The 19,172-nt window shown below is 41.7% G+C and carries 12 protein-coding genes; 6 read left to right on the forward strand and 6 right to left on the reverse strand.

Annotated features, from left to right (window positions below):
* On the reverse strand, positions 1-355 hold a 355-nt coding region (locus J2756_RS06760), incomplete at its 3' end, for a glycosyltransferase family 2 protein (protein WP_209583946.1).
* Positions 356-972: 617 nt separating this feature from the next.
* On the opposite strand from J2756_RS06760, the gene J2756_RS06765 reads away from it, so the two are divergent.
* The 5 genes from J2756_RS06765 (at position 973) to J2756_RS06785 (ending at position 7,552) form a co-directional block, all read left to right on the forward strand.
* Complete coding sequence (locus tag J2756_RS06765; protein WP_209583948.1) at positions 973-2,403, forward strand: flippase; 1,431 nt, start codon at positions 973-975, stop codon at positions 2,401-2,403.
* Positions 2,404-2,416: 13 nt separating this feature from the next.
* Positions 2,417-3,766: a hypothetical protein gene (locus tag J2756_RS06770; protein ID WP_209583949.1), complete on the forward strand. Its 1,350-nt coding sequence runs from the start codon at positions 2,417-2,419 to the stop codon at positions 3,764-3,766.
* A gap of 273 nt (positions 3,767-4,039) precedes the next feature.
* On the forward strand, positions 4,040-4,825 hold the full coding sequence (locus J2756_RS06775; protein ID WP_209583951.1) for a glycosyltransferase family 2 protein: 786 nt from the start codon (positions 4,040-4,042) through the stop codon (positions 4,823-4,825).
* Positions 4,826-5,287: 462 nt separating this feature from the next.
* Entirely contained in the window at positions 5,288-6,355 is a 1,068-nt protein-coding gene (locus J2756_RS06780) for a hypothetical protein (RefSeq protein ID WP_209583953.1), read from the forward strand.
* 135 nt (positions 6,356-6,490) lie between these two features.
* Positions 6,491-7,552 carry a GNAT family N-acetyltransferase gene (locus J2756_RS06785; protein WP_209583955.1) on the forward strand — a complete coding sequence of 354 codons (1,062 nt, stop codon included), beginning with the start codon at positions 6,491-6,493 and terminating at the stop codon, positions 7,550-7,552.
* Between the two features lie 263 nt (positions 7,553-7,815).
* On the opposite strand, the gene J2756_RS06790 is transcribed toward J2756_RS06785, so the two are convergent.
* The 5 genes from J2756_RS06790 to J2756_RS06810 form a co-directional block, all read right to left on the reverse strand.
* Positions 7,816-12,570: a cobaltochelatase subunit CobN gene (locus tag J2756_RS06790; protein ID WP_209583956.1), complete on the reverse strand. Its 4,755-nt coding sequence runs from the start codon at positions 12,568-12,570 to the stop codon at positions 7,816-7,818.
* A gap of 629 nt (positions 12,571-13,199) precedes the next feature.
* Positions 13,200-16,157, reverse strand: coding sequence for an FmdE family protein (locus J2756_RS06795; RefSeq protein WP_209583959.1), 2,958 nt, complete (start codon positions 16,155-16,157; stop codon positions 13,200-13,202).
* Positions 16,158-16,516: 359 nt separating this feature from the next.
* On the reverse strand, positions 16,517-16,996 hold the full coding sequence (locus J2756_RS06800; protein WP_209583961.1) for a hypothetical protein: 480 nt from the start codon (positions 16,994-16,996) through the stop codon (positions 16,517-16,519).
* Positions 16,997-17,008: 12 nt separating this feature from the next.
* The gene (locus tag J2756_RS06805; RefSeq protein ID WP_209583963.1) at positions 17,009-17,632 is read right to left on the reverse strand and encodes an energy-coupling factor ABC transporter permease; all 624 of its coding nucleotides are present in this window, start codon (positions 17,630-17,632) and stop codon (positions 17,009-17,011) included.
* A 132-nt stretch (positions 17,633-17,764) separates the two neighbouring features.
* Positions 17,765-18,271, reverse strand: coding sequence for a hypothetical protein (locus J2756_RS06810; protein WP_209583965.1), 507 nt, complete (start codon positions 18,269-18,271; stop codon positions 17,765-17,767).
* A 258-nt stretch (positions 18,272-18,529) separates the two neighbouring features.
* Between J2756_RS06810 and J2756_RS06815 the strand changes: the two genes are divergently transcribed.
* A complete protein-coding gene (locus J2756_RS06815; protein WP_209583967.1) occupies positions 18,530-18,931 on the forward strand; it encodes a hypothetical protein in 402 nt (133 codons plus the stop codon).
* The last annotated feature ends 241 nt before the right edge of the window (positions 18,932-19,172 follow it).

The raw sequence follows: 19,172 nt of genomic DNA on the forward strand, positions 1-19,172 counted from the left end.
CCAAAACTTGAGTTTCATCCAAAACTTGAGTTTCATCCAAAACTTGAGTTTCATCCAAAACTTGAGTTTCATCCAAAACTTGAGTTTCATCCAAATTTTTAAGTTCTTCCTCTCCTACTTCCAGTAACTCTACTGGTTTGTTACCTGGATGGTAGTCGAAGAAGGGGGATTCAACCTTCAATTTTCCATCACAGTACTCCCTTATCCTTTCAATTGAATCATCCACGGAGTGGTTGTCAACAACCACAACATGGTAATTTGGATATTCTATTTGATACAGTGATTCCAAAGCTTCAACAGTATCTTTCCAACCGTTCCAGTTCAGAATTATTATTGAAACCCTGGGATAATTCATATTTCCACCCTACACCATCATGGAAGTTGTAATTGCTCAGCTAAAGACACAGATGTTAAAGGATAGTATTTATTTAATATTATAATTAGTTTAGCATTTCTTCTGCAGTTCATGGGTAAACAGCGTGTTACTTGTATACGGGTTTTATAGACCGGGATGCTGTTTATAAATCCTGAAACTAACCTTACAAATCCATAAACCATTTATAAACCCTGAAACTAACCTTAAAAACCCATAAACCATTTATAAACCCTGAAACTAACCTTAAAAACCCATAAACCATTTATAAACCCTGATATTGATCTTATAAACCGAATACTAATTTTATAAACCCAGATACGGATCTTACAAACCATGATGCCTGATCCTACAAACCAGGCACACTGATCCTTCATTCCATCATCCAAATTCCAGCCCATAGAATGGATGATAGAATAATTCACAGCTAACCCATTCCCAGTGCGTAATAATACTAATGCTTCAATTTAACTTGCAGTTTAAACCGGGTTACAGACCAGTTTAGGTTAAAAGTTTAGGTTAAAGATATAAGGTTGGACTGATAAATACATACACATTAATAATACTGTAACTTATGATGTACCTATAAGGAGGATGAAATGGCTGCGATTCGGAGAATAGCAAAGAACACAGGTGTTTTGTTCATAGCCCAGATAATAACATACGTGCTGGGCTTTTTTATCACCATGTACACTGCCAGGTACCTGGGAGCTGGGGGGTTCGGTGTACTTTCCCTGGCACTTTCCATAACTGGTATCTTAGGTGTTTTCAGCGACCTCGGTCTGAGCACCCTCATGGTAAGGGACGTTGCACGGGACAAGTTCCTTACAGGTAAATACGTGGTGAACCTTTCGGTACTGAAGGTTTTTCTGAGTGTCCTGACCTTCGGACTTGTTGCAGCAACAGTTACAATTCTGGGCTACCCAGAACTCGTTGGCACAGTTATTTACCTCATCACATTATCAACTGTGCTGAACGCCTTTACCCTGGTTTTAAATTCTGTTTTCCAGGCCAATGAAAAAATGGAGTACATATCAGTTAACTACATTTTGAACAGCGTTTTAATGGCCGCGGGTACTGCCCTTGGAATATACTACGCTTTAGATGTGGTTTACTTCGCTTCAGTTTACGTTATCTCATGTCTCCTGGTTCTGATCCTCGCCTTCATCATCTACGTCTGGAAGTTTTCTTTACCCAAACTGGAAATTGATCTAAGTTTTTGGAAACCTACACTGAATGAAGCCTGGCCCTTTGGAGTGAGCACGGTTCTGGCTAACATTTACTACTTTGCAGACTCAGTGATACTGTCTGTGATGGTCAGTACTGAAGTGGTGGGCTGGTACAACGCAGCCTACAGGATACTGGCAGTTATGCTGTTCATTCCAATCCTCCTCAACACTGTGCTCTTTCCAGTGATGTCCCAATTCTACGTAACATCCAAAGATTCCTTCAAGCTGGTTTATGAAAAATATTTCAAGTACATGGCAATGATTGGAATTCCAATAGGTGTGGGAACAACGCTGCTGGCTGACAAGATCATCCTTCTCATCTTTGGAAGTGAGTACGCACCCTCAATAATTGCCCTGCAGATACTCATCTGGGCACTTGTAATCAGCTTCTTAAGCGGTGCATTCACGCTTTTACTACAAACATCAAATAAACAGATGGTTATAACCAAGATAACCTCTATCAACGTGGTTTTAAATGTTGTTCTCAACTTAATTTTGATACCCTACTTCAGTTACGTAGGGTCAAGTGTTGTTACAGTTGTAACACAATTATCTGCTTTTTTATTATCCATGAAGGCAGTTTCTGACGGCGGATATGGGTTAACCAGGAAAGAGAGATCATACCTGGCTAAAACAGTTTTTGCAAGCATGATCATGGGAATATTCCTTTTTTACTTCAGGGATATGAATTTATTTGCCCTGATTCTAGTGGCCACTGCAATATATTTCATAGTGGTGTGCCTGATCAACGGATTCGACGACGAGGATATTGCTATTGTTAAAAATATTATCAATAAATAGATTGAATTGAGGTATGGCCATGCATATTAAGGGAATTGGAAGAATTAAATTAGAGCACGAAGCAATTTATAAAATAATAGAAGATGGCGACAGGATCATTGTTAACACCATTGAAAAGGTGGCGTCAAAGGTGCAGAAGTTATCGAAGGCCAGTGAAACAGAGGAGGCTGGTTTCCAGGACATCATTATTTTGGATGATCTCTTTCCCCATCCAGTGTCTGCCTTCAGGTTTCAGGAGTACAACTCCTACCTGGAACACTTTGAAAAAATAAAGATTTACTCCACAGGATCAGCCCTCGAGTATATAAACGAAGAAAAACCCCTTGAAACTGTGATCAATGACTACGAAGAAAAATTTCCCCAGTTCAAAGGTAAAGTTGAAAGGTACACTCCTAAAACAATTTTACATCCTAAAACGATTTTATGTTCCGAAAGGGTTCCACAGTCAAAGGTGGCTTACACGATGTTTTTAAACAACATCTACTCCTGCATGGACACCATAGAAAGATGCAAGGTACCCTTCGTGTTCACACTGTACCCTGGCGGAGGTTTTTATTTAAATGATAAGATTTCAGATAAAAAGTTAAAAAAAGTCTTTTCTTCCCCTTACTTTAGAAAGGTCATTGTGAATCAAAAAATCACCTACGATTACCTGGTGGACAATGATCTATGTGAAGCAGAGCAAATCCAAAATATTTTTGGTGTTGTAACCCCTTTAAAGATGTTAGAGAAGGAATATAATGACAAGAAGTATTTTGGCAGGGACAAATCTGTTCTGGATATATGTTTCGTCTCCCATAAGTACACCAAAAGGGGTGTGGATAAGGGATACGATGTTTTTATAGAAGTGGCCCATGAACTGGCAGCCAAGTACCATGATATCCATTTCCATGTTGTTGGTGGTTTTGATGAAGATGAAATTGATGTTACTAAAATAGGGGACAGGATCCATTTTTACGGGCCCCAGTTATCTGATTGGTTCCATGAGTTTTACAGGGATAAGGACATTATTCTATCCCCCAATATCCCTTTTAAATTGAGGGATGGAGCATTTGACGGATTTCCAACGGGTTGCTGTACCGATGCAGGTTTGCATAAGGTTTCAATCTTTTGCACTGATGAACTGCATGAGAGTACAGGAAAATATGAAGATGAGGAGGAGATGGTGATCATTCCCCACAACACCCAGGAGATCATGAAGATAATCGAAAACTATTATCACAAACCTGGGAAACTGCAGGAAATTGCTGAAGCAGGATGTTTAAAAATAAAGGATCTTTACAGCTACGAAAACCAGATAGCTCCGAGAATAAAGATTTTAGAAGATGTGATAAAGGATCAGAAGGAAGTGATAAAGGCTTGATTAGGACCAGCAAGGAAGGATGAAAGATCAGAGAGCAGCAATGAAGAATCAGCAAAAGAGTGATAAAGGATCAGCAGCAATGAATGAACAGAAAATATGAAAAAAATAATATTTGACAACTCATTTATCTGACGGGGAACAAAAATATTCCTGATGAGTTCAAGGCTGCCCCTGCAGAACCCCATTAAAAAGAAGATTTGAATCAGTTATCCGCAGTACTTGTTTAAAATTACACTGAGATTCTTTAAAAAAGAGGGTGAGTGGAGAATTAAAATGAAAACCTGGGAGAATGTTAAGTTCTATTCTAAGATGTACGCCAGAAGAATCAGGTACGTGTATCCCATCAAGAATCGTCTGGAGAGTAAGAGGAATAAAAAGATCCTTGAAGAAAAGAGGTTAAAGAGTAAAAATACAAATGAACCACTTGTTTCAGTCCTAATCCCCACATATAATCGCCCCGAACTCTTAACAGAACGTACAGTGCCCTCAGTACTGAGGCAAAGCTACCAGAACTTTGAACTGATAATCGTTGGCGACCACTGTACAAATGACACCGAGGAGAAATTAAAAAAGTTCCATGATGAAAGGATAAAGTTTTTCAACCTTCCTGAAAGGGGTAAGTATCCAGAAAATCCCCATGAACGATGGCTGGTTGCAGGTTCAGTGCCTGCAAACAAAGCCATTGAACTATCTTCTGGTGAGTGGCTGGCACCCCTGGATGATGATGATGAATTTTCTGATGACCACATTGAAACACTCCTGAAATTTGCCATGGACAACGATTATGAGATGGTTTATGGAAAGGTTCGCATGGAAACTGAACCTGATAAATGGGAGGAACTGGGTTCCTATCCACTTGAGGGCAGCTGTATCTCCCACATGTCTGTACTCTACAGTTCCAAATTAAAATTCCTTAAATACGACCTCAACTCCTGGAAGTACATTGAACCCACTGACCTTAAGATGTGGAGGCAGATGAAGGAAGCAGGTGCAAGAATTGGATTCATTGACAGGATCGTTGGAAACCACTACCTGGAAAAAAACCAGGAAAATAAATGATTTTTTTTATTAACAAAACGTTTGTTAGAAAAAAAGGTTAGAAAAAAACATTTATTAAAAAAAAGGGATTACTACAAAAAAACCTTTGTTAGAAAAAAATGATCCATCAAACTGGCCAGAATTAAAAAAAAAGCTGAATATTGGGAGCATTGGCTTTTTAAGTGCACAGGCCATCGACTGATATAACCACACATTTCCACATAATTTATTACTCTGATGCAACATAGATACTATTAAATTTGTTGGGTGCAGACTGGTGATGGGAAACCTTGAGAAAAGATGCTAATGGCAGACATTTTGGGATCTCCATGAACGTGTTAAGCGAAATAAGAAACTGGAATAGAGCTTTATGGAAAATATTTTAGTTTAAATGAGATTCACAGTGAGGCATGGTTTCTAAATAGGTGAAATTAGATGGTAGGTTTAAAAATTAGATAATACCCATGGAAGTTGGTGATTAATATGGAAATTGGCGGTTTTCTTGAATTCCCGGAATTAAAGGATACTGAAAGAAAAGAATCAGCATATTATTACTTAACTAACCTTTACGAGGATTATAATTTCTTTGCAGACGGCAGACAGGCCATAAAATCCGTGCTGTTAAATACAGAAGATATCCGGAATAAAACATGCTATTTACCTGCTTATCTATGCGACTCTATTTTACAATCCTTCAGGGAACTGGAACTGGATGTTAAATTTTACCCCCACAGGGAACTATTAAAACCTGTTTTAGATGGAAACATCAAAGATTCTCTGGTATATTTAATTGATTACTTTGGTACAGAATCAGTCTCTGAAAAAGAGATTGAGGAGTTATTGGATGGAGACAACCTTGTGATCCTGGATGTTACCCATTCCATACTTGATAAAAACAGATTTTCTTTAACCCATGAAAATTTATATTTAATAGCAAGCCTTAGGAAGATGTTTCCCATCCCTGATGGAGGGATAGTTTACCACAGTGATCAGGACTTTAAATCCAGCGATATTCCTCCAAAAAAGTATAAAACAAAATTAGAAGCCATGATATTAAGGAAGCAATATCTAAATGGATCTGATAAATTAAAATGGGTTAAAGAACATTTTCTAAATCTCAATCAAGAATACGAATCTTACAAGTATGATTCCCTTGTTGAACCCCAAAGTATGCCATTGACTTCGTGTTACATCCTTAAAAATATATCAATTACAGATATTACGGATAGAAGATGGCAAAATTTAACTTTTATGTATGAAAAAATACTCAATATGGATTTACTTCTTTTTAATCTGGATAACATAAAAAGCCCATTCATACTAAACTTAAAATTTAAAAATGAAAATGAAAGGGATTTTATCAGGAAAAAGCTTATTGAAAATGATGTGTATCCACCAGTTCTATGGGATATAAAAGGGTATGTCCCTGAAGAGTTTAGTTACGAAAGGAGTTTAAGTAAAAGGATTTTGATGGTGCCCATAGATCAGAGGTATGGACCCCCAGAAATGTCAAAGGTTATAGAAATATTAAATTCTGTTGAAATGGTTTGATTTTAAAGGTTTTAATAGGAATTTAAACATTAAAACAATGCACAATCATTATGTTGAGGATTAAATAAGTGTTGCAGCTATACAAGCAAGTTATTTACCGTGAATTGTAACTGTACTGGATGTTGTGGGATTTAAATGAAAGTTATAACCGAAGGAAAGAAGTGGAACAGAACTCTGGAGGAAAATTTCAGCAATATTGATGTCTATTCCAAATATGAATACTACAATCTATATGAGAAGCATTATGACGTGAAATCAGAATCTATTTTTTGGGAAGATGAATATTTAAAGGTCTTTTGGCCACATCTCATCAGGGACGTATCTAAATTAAAGAGATGTGCTGATTTTTCATGCTACGACCTAACAACTCCCTACGGTTACGGTGGGCCTGTGATTCATATGAATACATCTGATAAGGTTAAAGCATCTGAATCCACCAGATCCTTCTTTGAAGATTACAAGGAATATGCTTTAAACAATGGTTATGTATCTGAATTTATAAGATTTGACCCCTTTTTAAGGAATTGGGAATTTTTTGAAGGAATTTTTCATGTTGAACATGTTAATGATGTTGTATTAGTGGATTTATCACAAGAACTGGATAAAATCTGGAATGATATTCGAAGGGGACATAGACGCCATATCCAAAATTCAATTAAGGAAGGATGTAAAGTACGATTTATAGAAAACCCTTCAGAAGAAGATCTTTCTGATTTCATAAAACTTTATTGCAGCACCATGGACAGGAACCATGCTGATCAAAAATACTACTTTTCAACAGAATTTATTGAAGATCACTTCAAATTATTAAATACTCTGCTGACAGTAGTAGAACATGGAAACAACACTATTGGAATGACCATGTTCATTTATGGAAATGATTCAATCCATTATCACCTTACCGGAACATCTACGGATACTGAAAAGGTATACCCACCTCATTTGACATTATTTGAAACAATAAAATGGGCAAAAGAGCGAAAATTTAGATATTTAAGTTTGGGAGGAGGTAGAGAAATAAATGATAATTTGTTTGAATTTAAAAGACGTTTTTCCAGGTTAACACGCCAAAATCACATTGGTAAGTTGATATTTGATGAAGATGTTTACAGTGAATTAATGAAGCTTAATGAACCAATTCCTGAAACAACGAACTATTTCCCAAAGTACAGATATGGATATGAGAAAATAGTGTAGTACAAATGAAAACTTCTCGTTTTTACATTCATTAATTAAAGTTGAGCTGTCAGGGTTAGGCTGCACAACAAGTCCTGAAAAACATAAGCCCAACTCCAGAAGACCCACAAGAACAATTCGAAAACTCATAACTCAATTCGAAACATCCTAAAAAAACTCTAAAACTCTAAAAATACAAAAAAGGGAGGATCTGAAATCCCCTCAAAAAATACATTGAATACTATTTTTTCTGGACTAAGCTCGTATGAAACTCTTTTCCTGCTTCACCTCCTTCCCCTGAAGTATCCTGCACCAACAAGACCCACAAGAACTATTATGCCCAGTATTGCAGCTATTGGCATGCCTGTCTGGGAGGAACTTGAACCGTTGTTCTTGGTGATCTCGTAGGACTTCTGACCAGTGCTTCCTGCCTGTGAAGAGGAGCTTCCATGATTACTGGACTGGGAACTGCTCTCCCCTGCACCGGTTGAAGCCGAGGTTGATGCTTCCACAGATGTGGATCCCCCGTTACCCTGGGAACCCTGAGAATTCTGGGAACTTGAAGGGTTAGATGTAGGTGCACTTCCTGCAAATGCAGCACTTCCTGTTGCAGCGTAAAGTTTGCTCTTCAAAGCTGCAAGCATATCAGGGTTTATGTACTGGGTTGCCCATTTCATCATGGCTACGTTACCGCAGCTGCAGTCGCAGCAGGCAACACCGTGCTCCATGACCATCTGTGCCCAGGTGTTTGCAACGAGTTTCATGGTTGCAGTGTCTGGCTTCCAGTAGCCCTTGTAGGCTGCTGTGAGCATGGTTCCAGTCATGCTGATCATGGAGTAGGCGTTGTTTCCAGTGGAAAGCCACTTTGTAACGCCTGTGTTGTACTGGTCCTTGAGGTAGGTGTTCACTGCCTCGTCCCACATCCAGCCCTTAACAAGTTCTGGATTGGTGACCTGCCATCCCCAGAGGTTGGAGATGAATTTATTGGACATTTCCCTTGCACCGCTGTAGCCTTCACCCATCATCCCATGTATCCACTGGGGGTTAAGGTAACGGGTTCGAAGTTCCATTCCCATGTAACTTTCAAGGGACATGACCCTTGCGTTGTTGCGGTTTGCATAGGATAGAACGTTGAGATCAGGAGCCCTTCCATTGTTGGTGCGTTTTATGGCCAGTGAGAGTCCTCCGAAGTAGTCGAAGAAATCGTCGTTGTCCAGTACACCGTAGACATTGGAGCTTCTGCTGTGGTAGGCTGTTCCAACCCCCTTGAGAAGTTCCTTGAAGAGCTCGGTGTTGGGTGTTCCCCAGTTCCTCTCGGTGTAGGAGTGGCCCATCCTCTCAAGGTACATGTCAGCTATGGTGTCTGTGCTGTTCCATGTCCATGACTGTTCCACTGCCTTGCTGACACCTGCGCCGTACTCCCCCACAGCATCGGAGAATATCCTGGTTATTGCAAGTTCACCTGCATCGTTGGATGAAACACCCCTTGCCTTAAGCTCCTGAACAGTCTGCAGCCAGTGCTTGGCAACGTAGTTGGTTTCAAGTGATTCACTTCCATAGATGCCTGTTGGGAAGGTTGCGTTGGTTGAGTAGCCAGCTGTTATAAGGGGCTGCAGTGCGTAGTCAAGGCTGTTCTTGAGGCTGCTGTACTTGGGATCAGTGCATATGGTTTTGTAGGATGCTGCAAGTGCAACACGGTAGGATCTGTCCATGTTCACCAGTAGTTTCGGGAACAGGTCCCTGAAGAGTCCGCTGGTGGTTGTTATCACATCGATCCTTGGGCGTGTGTAGTTTGCAGGCAGTGGTGAGAGTCCCATCTCAACACGGGTTTTATTGAGGTCTGCTGTGAGTTCTGAGCTTGGTGTTGCAACCATCTTACCCACCGTACCTCCCTCATTGAGCCATTTCTGTGTTTTTTCAGGTTCCACTCCAAGCATCCTGAGCACGAAGGACACCATGGTTCCGTCATCACGGGAGGTTTCAACGCACCACACAACCGCTGCTATCTTCTCAGGAAGGTCTTTCTGGTCGAACTGTGCAAGTGCCATGTCTGCAAGTTTCTTACCAAGTTCCCATGCCGATTTCTTAGGAAGCTGGTTGTCGTTGGTTGAGTAAAAGTTCTTACCAGTTGGCAGGGCGTTCACGTTGTTTATTGGGTCGTTCCCTGTTGCCGGGGACACGTAGTTTCCACTGAGTGCACCTAAAAGTGCGTTCATCTCGTAGGTGGGGCTTTCACTCAGGAGCTTCCTGTAGTCCTCGATGTTTCCTCCGTTGACTGCTGCCATGGCCTTGGCCATCATATCAATTTCCTCACTGCTCCAATTTCCTCCAAAGGTGTGGAGACCATATGGAGTTAGTGTGCCCTCCATTTCATCCAGGAAATCATCGACCTTGGTTATGTCTGCATCTGTGAGGTTTCTGGGGTTTTTTATGCCAAGTTCACCTGCTAGGTTGAGTTTCACCACGTTGCTACCTATCTCTGTCTTGTAACCTTCCTTAAGCTGGCTTCCATCTGGATCTGCACTGTGGAGTTTGTAGTTATCAAGGGATGTTTTCAGGACAGTGTAATTTCCGTAGAGGGCTGTTGAGTTCATGGGAGGGGTCAGGTGGTCTATTATCACTGCGTTTCCCCTTCTCTTGGACTGCAGTCCCTCTGCAACTCCATCCATGCTGTAGATGTATATGGATGGAACATCACCAGAGACTATGTCCGAGTAGTCGAAGCTTGTAAGTGCAACTTCCTTCCTTGGGAGCCATTCGTAGGTTGCGTGTCTTCCAAGGTGGACCTGTGCATCTGCTCCAAAAACCTCATTAACCCATGCATACCATGCAAGGTACTGGTGGGGTGGTGAAACTGCTGTGTTGTGGTAGAGTTTCTCCACATCTGCCTCCCATCCCCGCTGGGGTTCGGGACCTATGTAAACATTTCCAAAGAACATTCCCGGGATGACCACGTACTCAGTGCCATTTTTCTTCACTGTCATTATGTTTCCAGGTGCATCACCCCATCCTGAAAGGCCTGACATGTTCAGTGCCCTGAACTCAGCCTTTGCAGTGTAGAAATCGTTCCATTTGGTGGAATTTCCATTGGCAATTGCTTTTAATGCCATGTTCATCCTTTCAAGGAGTGTGTCTGCCTTTGCTGATTTATCTGCGTATGTATCTGCCAGGCTCTTTGTTTGGTTGGTCCATTTGTCTATTGCTGTTAGGGTTGCGCTGGTTGATCCACTGCTGATTCCGATTTTGGTGAGTTCCTCTATGTAGCCTGTTGGTCCCTCAACCACCTCCTTCTGGACTATGGGGTCGAGTTTGGCAAACCATGCCTTGTACTTGTCTGCCTCCCAGAGTATGGTGTTTGGGTTTTCTGCAAGTTTTTCAAGTTCTCCTGGTGCCCAGTTTGCAACGTTGATCCCCCTCTGGATCATCTCATCCACGAGCTGGGTTGAGTTGTCTGGGATGTTTCCCACTGTGTAGTTCTGGGCCTTGAGTGTTTGGAGTATGTTTATTATGCTTTCAGGGACGTTTAGGTAGCTTGCACCTATGTTCTGTTTGCCTGGTGGGTAGTTGTAGTAGATCATTGCGATCTTCTTGTCACTGTTACTTGTGGTCTGGAGGTTCACCCAGCTGGCGATCCTGTCTGAAAGGGCATCGATCCTCTCTGTTATTGGTTTGAACCTGGATATCTGTGCTCCTGTCACTGGATCTATCATGGTTTCGCTTGCTGCAACGAAGGTGGGTTCTATTATTCCCTGGGTCTCTGCATTGGCTATCTTGTAGTAAACCTCGTTCCAGGGCAGTCCTTCCTGTGAAACAAGCCAGTCCCCCTCTGTTCTTTTATCTGTTCTCATGGCCTTGAAAACAGGCACGTTGAGGCTTTCAAGCAGGGTGTTGGTGTTGTTGTTTCCCAGTGTGAAGTCGAAGAAGCTCACAACTGCGTTCACCCTGTTCTGGGGGTCTGTGAAGAACTTGGTCATTGCTGAGTGTACACTGGCACCTGATGATCCAACGATGGGTATCACGTTGAATCCCCTGGCAACCAGGGCGTCTATGAGGCTCTGGTAGTGGTCCATGTTTCCGTTTGTAACGTAGCTCACATCATCCACGATTCCAACTGTGGGTGCACTGCTGTTTTTTGAGTAGGTTTTCATGTAGTCTTCAAGGCTGTTGAAGGTTTTACCGTCCCTGTAGAGCATCTCCTTTCTGGTTGAAACCCAGGGCTCTGGATCCCATGAAACATTCCATGAACCACCATTGGAGAGTTCGTAGTTTTTTATGGAGTATTTAAGCTGGTTTTCAAAGTTCTGGGTTCCCTTCTGGGTGTAGTAGCACGCCATATCGATCCACTCCACACCCTTGGGGTTGTACTGGGGGCTTGAAGAGTTCAACCACCTTGACCTGTAGGATTCAAGTGCAGTGGTGTTGCTGTTTTTAACTGCCAATCGCAGGGAGCTCAGGTCTGAGTCTGATACTCCGCTGAATATCTTGGTACCGTTCACAGTGTTCATTCTGGTCAGGTTGCTGGTTGTGCCCTGATCATCCATCATCATGAAGTCCTTACCATTGAGGATTTCCTTGTTGGTTGATATGAGGTTCCAGAGTTTTTTGTTCACTGTGTCTGATATCCATTCACCTATCACTATCTGGGAGCCTTCGATCAGGGCCTTCAATTCACTGTTGTTCATTGCTTCTATCTGCTTGTAGGAGCGCACCTCAAATGAAACTGGTGCATCGTAGTTTCCCACGGGATTGAGGAGTTCCATGACCCTGTATGCAGCATCGTTTATGGATTTTATGTTGGCATCTGAGCTTATAACGAAGACCTTGGGATCAACCAGTCCTCCCTTGGAACCTTTGGTTTTAAGGTCAGGGAATGTTGACGTGTTCGTTGAAATCTCTGAATTGACTGAAGTGCTTGAAGAGTTTGAAGGGGTGGATACTGTAAAATTAAGATCTTGAACATTATAATTTTCTGTTTCCACTGGTTCAACTCCAGAATCATTAATCTGTGCTGCTGTAACCGGCCCCATGGAGCTCATCATTAGTATGAAGCATATCATCAATGAACTGAGTTTTTGGTTAATACATTTCACCTCCTTTTTATTTTTTTTAGTGTGCAAAGGTAGATAAGAGTAATACTATATATAGTATTTGTGTTATTACTGGTCGGGGAGAAATGAGAGGATTAGTAATACAAAATGGTGAAAAGTAATATTTTTATCCTAATTATAAATGAATTATTAATACTTTATTGGGATGGTCCAATTTAGGGAGGGTTTAAAAGTATTACAGGCCGGAATCCTGGAGTACAAGAACTGCTGGGAAGAATCCCATGTTTTAAGTTGATTGAAGATGGTTCACCCTCCAGGTTGAAAAATTCAGAATGAAAATCCCATTGGATCATTTACATAAAAAGTGGAGGGTTGAAAAAAGTGGCAGAAGTTACTTGTTAAACAACTTAAACTTACTACTGCTTCTTTCAACAATGTTTGGAATGGTATTGCCACACCAAACCCTAATCTGTACCCCAACTTATTTAACACTTTCTATTTAGTTTGTATTAATAATTTTGGGGGTTAAAAAGGCTGATAAGTAATAAATGGGAAAAGTTATGAACCATACAAAAATTCAAAATCAGCTTTTAAAAAAAGAAAAAAATGGGAAAGGGTTTTTACTGTCCGAATGAACCTCCTCTGTAGAGGAATCCAATACCTGCAAGACCAACAATAATTATGATTCCAACGACAGCTGCACCAACTGGGAAGCTGGACTTGGAAGAATCATTACCACTTGTCTTTGAGACCTCGTAGGACTTCTGTCCCTGAGCTTCAGCTCCTGGAGTGGTTGTTTCGCTGGTTGTTGAAGCTGCACTAACAGTTGCAGTGCTTCCAACTGAACCCTGGGAACTGGAAACTCCAGATCCATTACCTGAACCGTTATCCTGAGCACCGTTACCTGATCCTTGGGATCCTCCGTTTTTAGAACCCTGGGAACCACCGTTGTTGGTGTTTCCATCCGGAACCTTAATAAGGCTCGCCAGGCTCTGCTGTGGAATGGTCTTGAAGTAGGCAAGTGCACTCATACCATTGGCACCTCCCTGTTTCAGGGCCTTGAACTGGCTCTCAGACAGGTAGTTACCGTTGCTTGTAACTGTTGTAGGCGGACTCTTCACCCGAGGATTGGGCCTGCCATTGTACATGTCTATGTATGCCTGTATAGTTGCTTCCCTCTGGGCTTCACTGGTTGTAAGGTCGCTTGTATCGATATCAGCCCATTTAAATGTGATAACGTATACGTGGGCAACCTTGAGCTTGTCGTCCCACACTGCAATGATTCCCTCCTCTTTTCCACCGTTTATGAAGTCAGATGCAACTTCATCACTTGGCAGCCTCTGGTTAAGGTAGGTTCCCATTCCAGGGGATATGCCTAGGAGGTAAACCAGACTGTCGTCCTTACAGTAAATGCTGTCACCTATGTAGGTGTAGCTCTGACTATCCGATGTTAATGGGATGTTCTTGAGTACGTAGTCTGACATGAAGAATCCAGGCTGTACACCCGGACATGCATGGTCGTGGAAGAGGAAGGTTACGATCTGGTCGAATGGTGGGTTGTTCCTCCAGGCATTGGATATGCTCTGTATGTTGAAGAAGTTTCCATCAACGAAAACCTTGCTTCCAATGTATGAAACATTTGTGGCATTGTTGAGTGCTGCTGGACCGATGTCGTTGACGTTCTGAACGTTGCTGCCGTTTCCAACTATGAAGCTATTCGTTGCGTTGTCGTAGCGCATGTAGATTGAGCTGAGTGTTGTTCCGTCCAGTCCCCTGAGCACGAATGTGAACCATAATGGCTTCCATACACCTGTGTGAACAGGCAGCAGGGTTGATCTGCTGAGCCTTGAGCCCAGAACCTGGTATATACCGTCCCATGCTGCTTCTGTTGTCTGGCCGTTAAGGTAAACGTATCCTGCTGATGTGAGCACTGCAAGGTCCCTGTCATCCTTCTCAATGTCGATACCAAGTTCCTCCTTGAATATCTTCTTGGCGAGGTTGGCAGCCTGAACACCTATGTCCTTCATCTGGTCGTAGCTTAAGTTGGAAGATGTGCCTGTTGTGGTGTTTGCCCTTGTTGCGTTGGCCAGGTGCAGACTGTCTATGTAAGCCATATCAAGTCCATGTGCCTGCTGGGCTGGTATTCTCACGCTTCCATCTTTATTGGTGATGTTGTCTGCTGTTCCAACCAGGTAGTAGTAATGGGTTTCGTTGAGTCCTTTCAGTTCCCTGTAGAATTCAATGAAGTACTCTGGATTGGTCTTCATCTTGTTCATTATCCATGTGTTGAACTTGAGTTCAGCAAGGTTACCCTCTAATTTGATACCAGTTTCCTTCTCGAATGCTGTTCTTGTTTCGTTGCGTTTGAACCTCAAAATTATGAGATCTCCGGTTTTGGTCTTGTCGTACCAGCGTATGAAGGCCAGCATGCTGCTGTCGGCCCCAGTTGCACTGGTGTCGTATCCGGAGTATCCACTTTTACCAGGGGTTGCATCGAAGAAGTAGAGTGCTGCATCATCAACAGAATCTCCAGTTACACCTATGACCTTGTAGGATGTTACATCCCCGGGAGAACCTGGTCCTGTGCTGGTTGCCTGTACAGGCGGATAGTACTTCATCATGGCCTGGGTTATTATGTAACCGCTGATGGTTCCCTGACACACGTGTCCATGAAATGCAGCTTCACGTAGAAGATCTGCAGGTGCTCCTGCTGCCCATGCATTTGCAAGGCTTGCGTAGGAGAATGTGTTGGCTGAACCCACCTTTGCAAGGTAGTTGTTCCACTGGAGCTTGGTCATGTTCTCGGATATTGTACCTGTGTAAACAGGGACAGCTGTACCGTTCCTGAAACAAACTGCAGTTAAAGTATTCCCCCTAAGGACAACAAAGCAGAAGTCCACGGGATCAGTTGCTGTCTGCCTGAGCATCAGTATGTTTCCCTTACCGTAGCTTATCCTACCATTTGAACCGTTGAGTATACCCTCAACACAGTCTTCACTGGTACTTCCGTTGAGTTTTGGCACACCTGCAGTTGTAATTGCAAGAACTTTGTCTGCTGTTGAGAAGTTCAGAAGCTGGTCTGCCTTGGCTGTGACATCCCTTCCAAGTTTGTAGGCTGCTGTTGCCTGCATGTTGAAGGTTGCACTGCCGTAAAAGTTAGGATCGGTAGCATCAGAAGAAGTGTACACAGCAATCTTCTGTTCCTGAGTTATGTAACCCGGAGCAGAGACAGAGATGTTAAAAGTTGTACCGTTCACAACACCAGGATAGTCGAAACTCACCTTGTAACCCTTAAATGCAGAGTCGTAGGTTTTGGTGAAATTAATTGTCTTACCTGTGCTGTCCTTAACCTTTATCTCAGGATTTATCCCACTGTCTGAACTGTAGGGATAGTTAACCTTAACACCGATGACTGGGTCAACAGGTGCTGAACTCTGGGTAGAAGAGTTAGAAACATTCAAACCTTGACTCGATTGCAGAGCACCTCCATCAGTAGATGAATCTGCTGCAGAAACTGCACCACAAAGAACCATTACCATGAGCATGGTTAAACCAATTATCAATCCTTGTTTTCTCATCTTTTCACCTCCTTTATCTTTTATTATGCAAGATTAGATGATAGTAATACTATATATTAAGTTTGTGTTATTACTGAACTGAGGGTTGGGGAAGAATTAGTAATAAATTGGCTAAAAAGTAATATTTTTATCCTAAAATTATATAAAATCGTAATAATAACTTGTGAAATCAAATGAGGATTGTATTAAAAAAGGTAAAACCGAAACAATTCTAAAAAGATAATCCTATTCTAAAAAAATAACCTAAAAACATGAAAGCAGAACCCCCTCAAGATATAAAATGATTTCATTATAAAAAAAATAAAAAAAATCCTGATAAACTCAATCAGAACTCGAAAAAAAGAAGGGGAATGAAACCTTCAGGAGAGCTTCCTCTTCATGAAAAAGGCACCTGAACCAATCCCTGCAACAAGACCAATGAGAAGTCCACTTAAAAATGGAGTTACAAAGCCCGTGCTTGTGTTGGTTGCGGTTAACTTGTTCAGACCCTGTTTTATTGCTGTTTCATTGGCAGAACAAACAATTATCCTGTTTGAAAGGTCTGGATGCTGGGAAAGGAATTCGTTGACTGTTCCCTGGTATGCAACTGCCAGTATCTTCTTGTTTGGATTGGAAAGGGTATGTTCAAGCTGATGGGTAACATCTGCATCTGATTTGAATTTGTAGACAGTGGCGTTCACCCCTGTTTCATCCACAACCTGTTTGGCAAGGTGAGCAGTTGAATTGTCTGTGATAACAATGGTTGACTCTGGTGTGACGTCAACACCATGGGCACTGACAGCAGCCATGTTTAAAGAGATTACAATCAGGAACAAAGTTATCTTCATATTATTCTTCATTTTTATTCCTCCTCAGAGTTTGTTCAGCTTCAAGAGTTCTGGTTTTGACCGGGATATGAAGCTTACGATTAAAAGGTTTGCAGTTGCCTCTAAAACTGCAACGAACAGGTAGAAGGGTACCAGCGTGGCCAGGAGCATGTCCAAAGTTGCAACTCCTGCTGCAAGGAGTATGAGAACCTGGGCTATGCTTGCCAGCACTACCCCCATGAAGGTGCCTGAGAACACACCAAGCCGTGTGTCGATGTTTGATGCCAATTTACAGAAGATGTAGGTTGATAAACTCAAAACCACCCCCATTGTCACTGTGTTGGCACCCAGGGATGTGATTCCTCCCATTCCCAGAAGGAAGAACTGTGCAATGAGGCATAGAAACTCCACTGCAACACCACTAAGGGGTCCCAGGAGTATTGCAACCAGGGGTATCAGGAAGAAGTGTATGGGAACACCGAAGGGTGATGGTATGGATAAGGATGATGCTACAACTGTTGCAGCAGCAAGAATTGCTGTTTTAACTATTAAACCTTCCTTTTCCCCATGCCTGGAAAGTTTGAATGAGTAAATACCTATGAATATGATGGCTACCACCCAGTAAGCAATGGATTGCCACAGGGGTATGAGTCCGTCTGGTAAATGCAAAGAATAAACCTCCTTTATCTTTTGGTTGTTTCCTTTAAAGACCAATAGTCTAAAAAAGGTTGAATTTCCACTTTTGGTGAAATCAACCCTTAATTTATAATTCCAAATTATCTGAATAGTTTATGATATGGATCATTCAACATTGATCCAGCCGCCCCTGAAGAGCATGAAAACAGCTGCCACTGCAAAGAAGATTACCAGGATAACTGCGGTTAAAGCCCATGGAAAATCATCAAGCCCATTTGAACCCGTGCTGTTCCCATCTCCTGAGTTGTCAGCTGCAGATGTGTTTTCAACTGTTTTCACTCCATCGTCAGAGTTAGATGCAGCTTCAGCCTGAGCAGATCCTGATCCATCAGAAGCACTGCTTGATGATGAAACACCACCTGACGACGAACCACTGCTCCTGGTTCCTGTACTACCAGTGCTCTTTGAAACTGTGCTTCCAGAAGAGGTTGTTGTGGTTTTTCCTGTTGTTCCTGTTGTTCCAGAACTTGTAGTTGTTCCAGAGCCCTGATCCGAAGTTGCATCATCAACTTTTTCAGGTTCACCATGCCCTGGATGGGCTGTTACAGCACCAAAAAAGGTCAAATTAAAGATCATTACAATTATGAGCAGACCAAGAGAGTTCTTAATCATTTTTATGCCATCACCTCCATGATTTTTTTTATTATTTGAAAAACTAATGGGAGTAATACCATATATAAAACTATGCTTACTATGATCAGGGTTGCCCTTTGATCCACCAAGACCTTTCAAAATCTGAAAATAAGAATCAGTTAAAAGTTTAATATATTATCATCCCTGTCAATTACATGGATTAAGTAATACTTTTTATAAGAAAATTATTTATAAGGGGGTGTACTACCATTATCCACAGAAGTAGGAGGTAATGATATGGAATATGAACTGAAGTACCTGATACTTGGATACAGGAAGCACACAAATAAAACACAAAAAGAACTTGCAAATGAACTTGAAGTACCCAAGGACATTGTAGTTGCACTGGAGTATGGATCCCACAAACACCCTAGTCCTGGCCTGAAGGGTAGGATCGATAAAATAAAGGAAAAATTCAATTCTGATGAGTTACAGAATCTCATCTACATAGGCCGCGGACACCGGATAAAGGAAGAACTAGGCCCTGACTTCAGGTACTACCTAAGGGGCCTTGAGAAGATCCATGCCATAAATTCAGAGAACTTCAAAAAACTCGATGCTGAAGGATGCATGTGGACCATAGGCCGTGTGGATATGGATGAATTTGAAGTTGCAGTTATGGGTAGATCAATTTCATGAACAATCCCCATTTTTTTTAATTTCTCAAGGCCCTTCACGAAGGCCAAAAAACATCCCCTGAAGTTAGTTACTACTTTTCCACCTCAAACCCCTGTTTCAGTAATAAGTTAATTATTACTTTTAATAGTTAGGAGAATGATGCAGTAATACCAAGGAAAACCTTTATATGATAAGAATTCTAATTCGATTAGTGAAGAAGCTAAAGGGCTTAAAAGCCATTTTAAATGCGTATTACGATTTT

Source organism: Methanobacterium aggregans (assembly GCF_017874455.1).
In the GTDB taxonomy this organism is placed as follows: domain Archaea; phylum Methanobacteriota; class Methanobacteria; order Methanobacteriales; family Methanobacteriaceae; genus Methanobacterium_C; species Methanobacterium_C aggregans.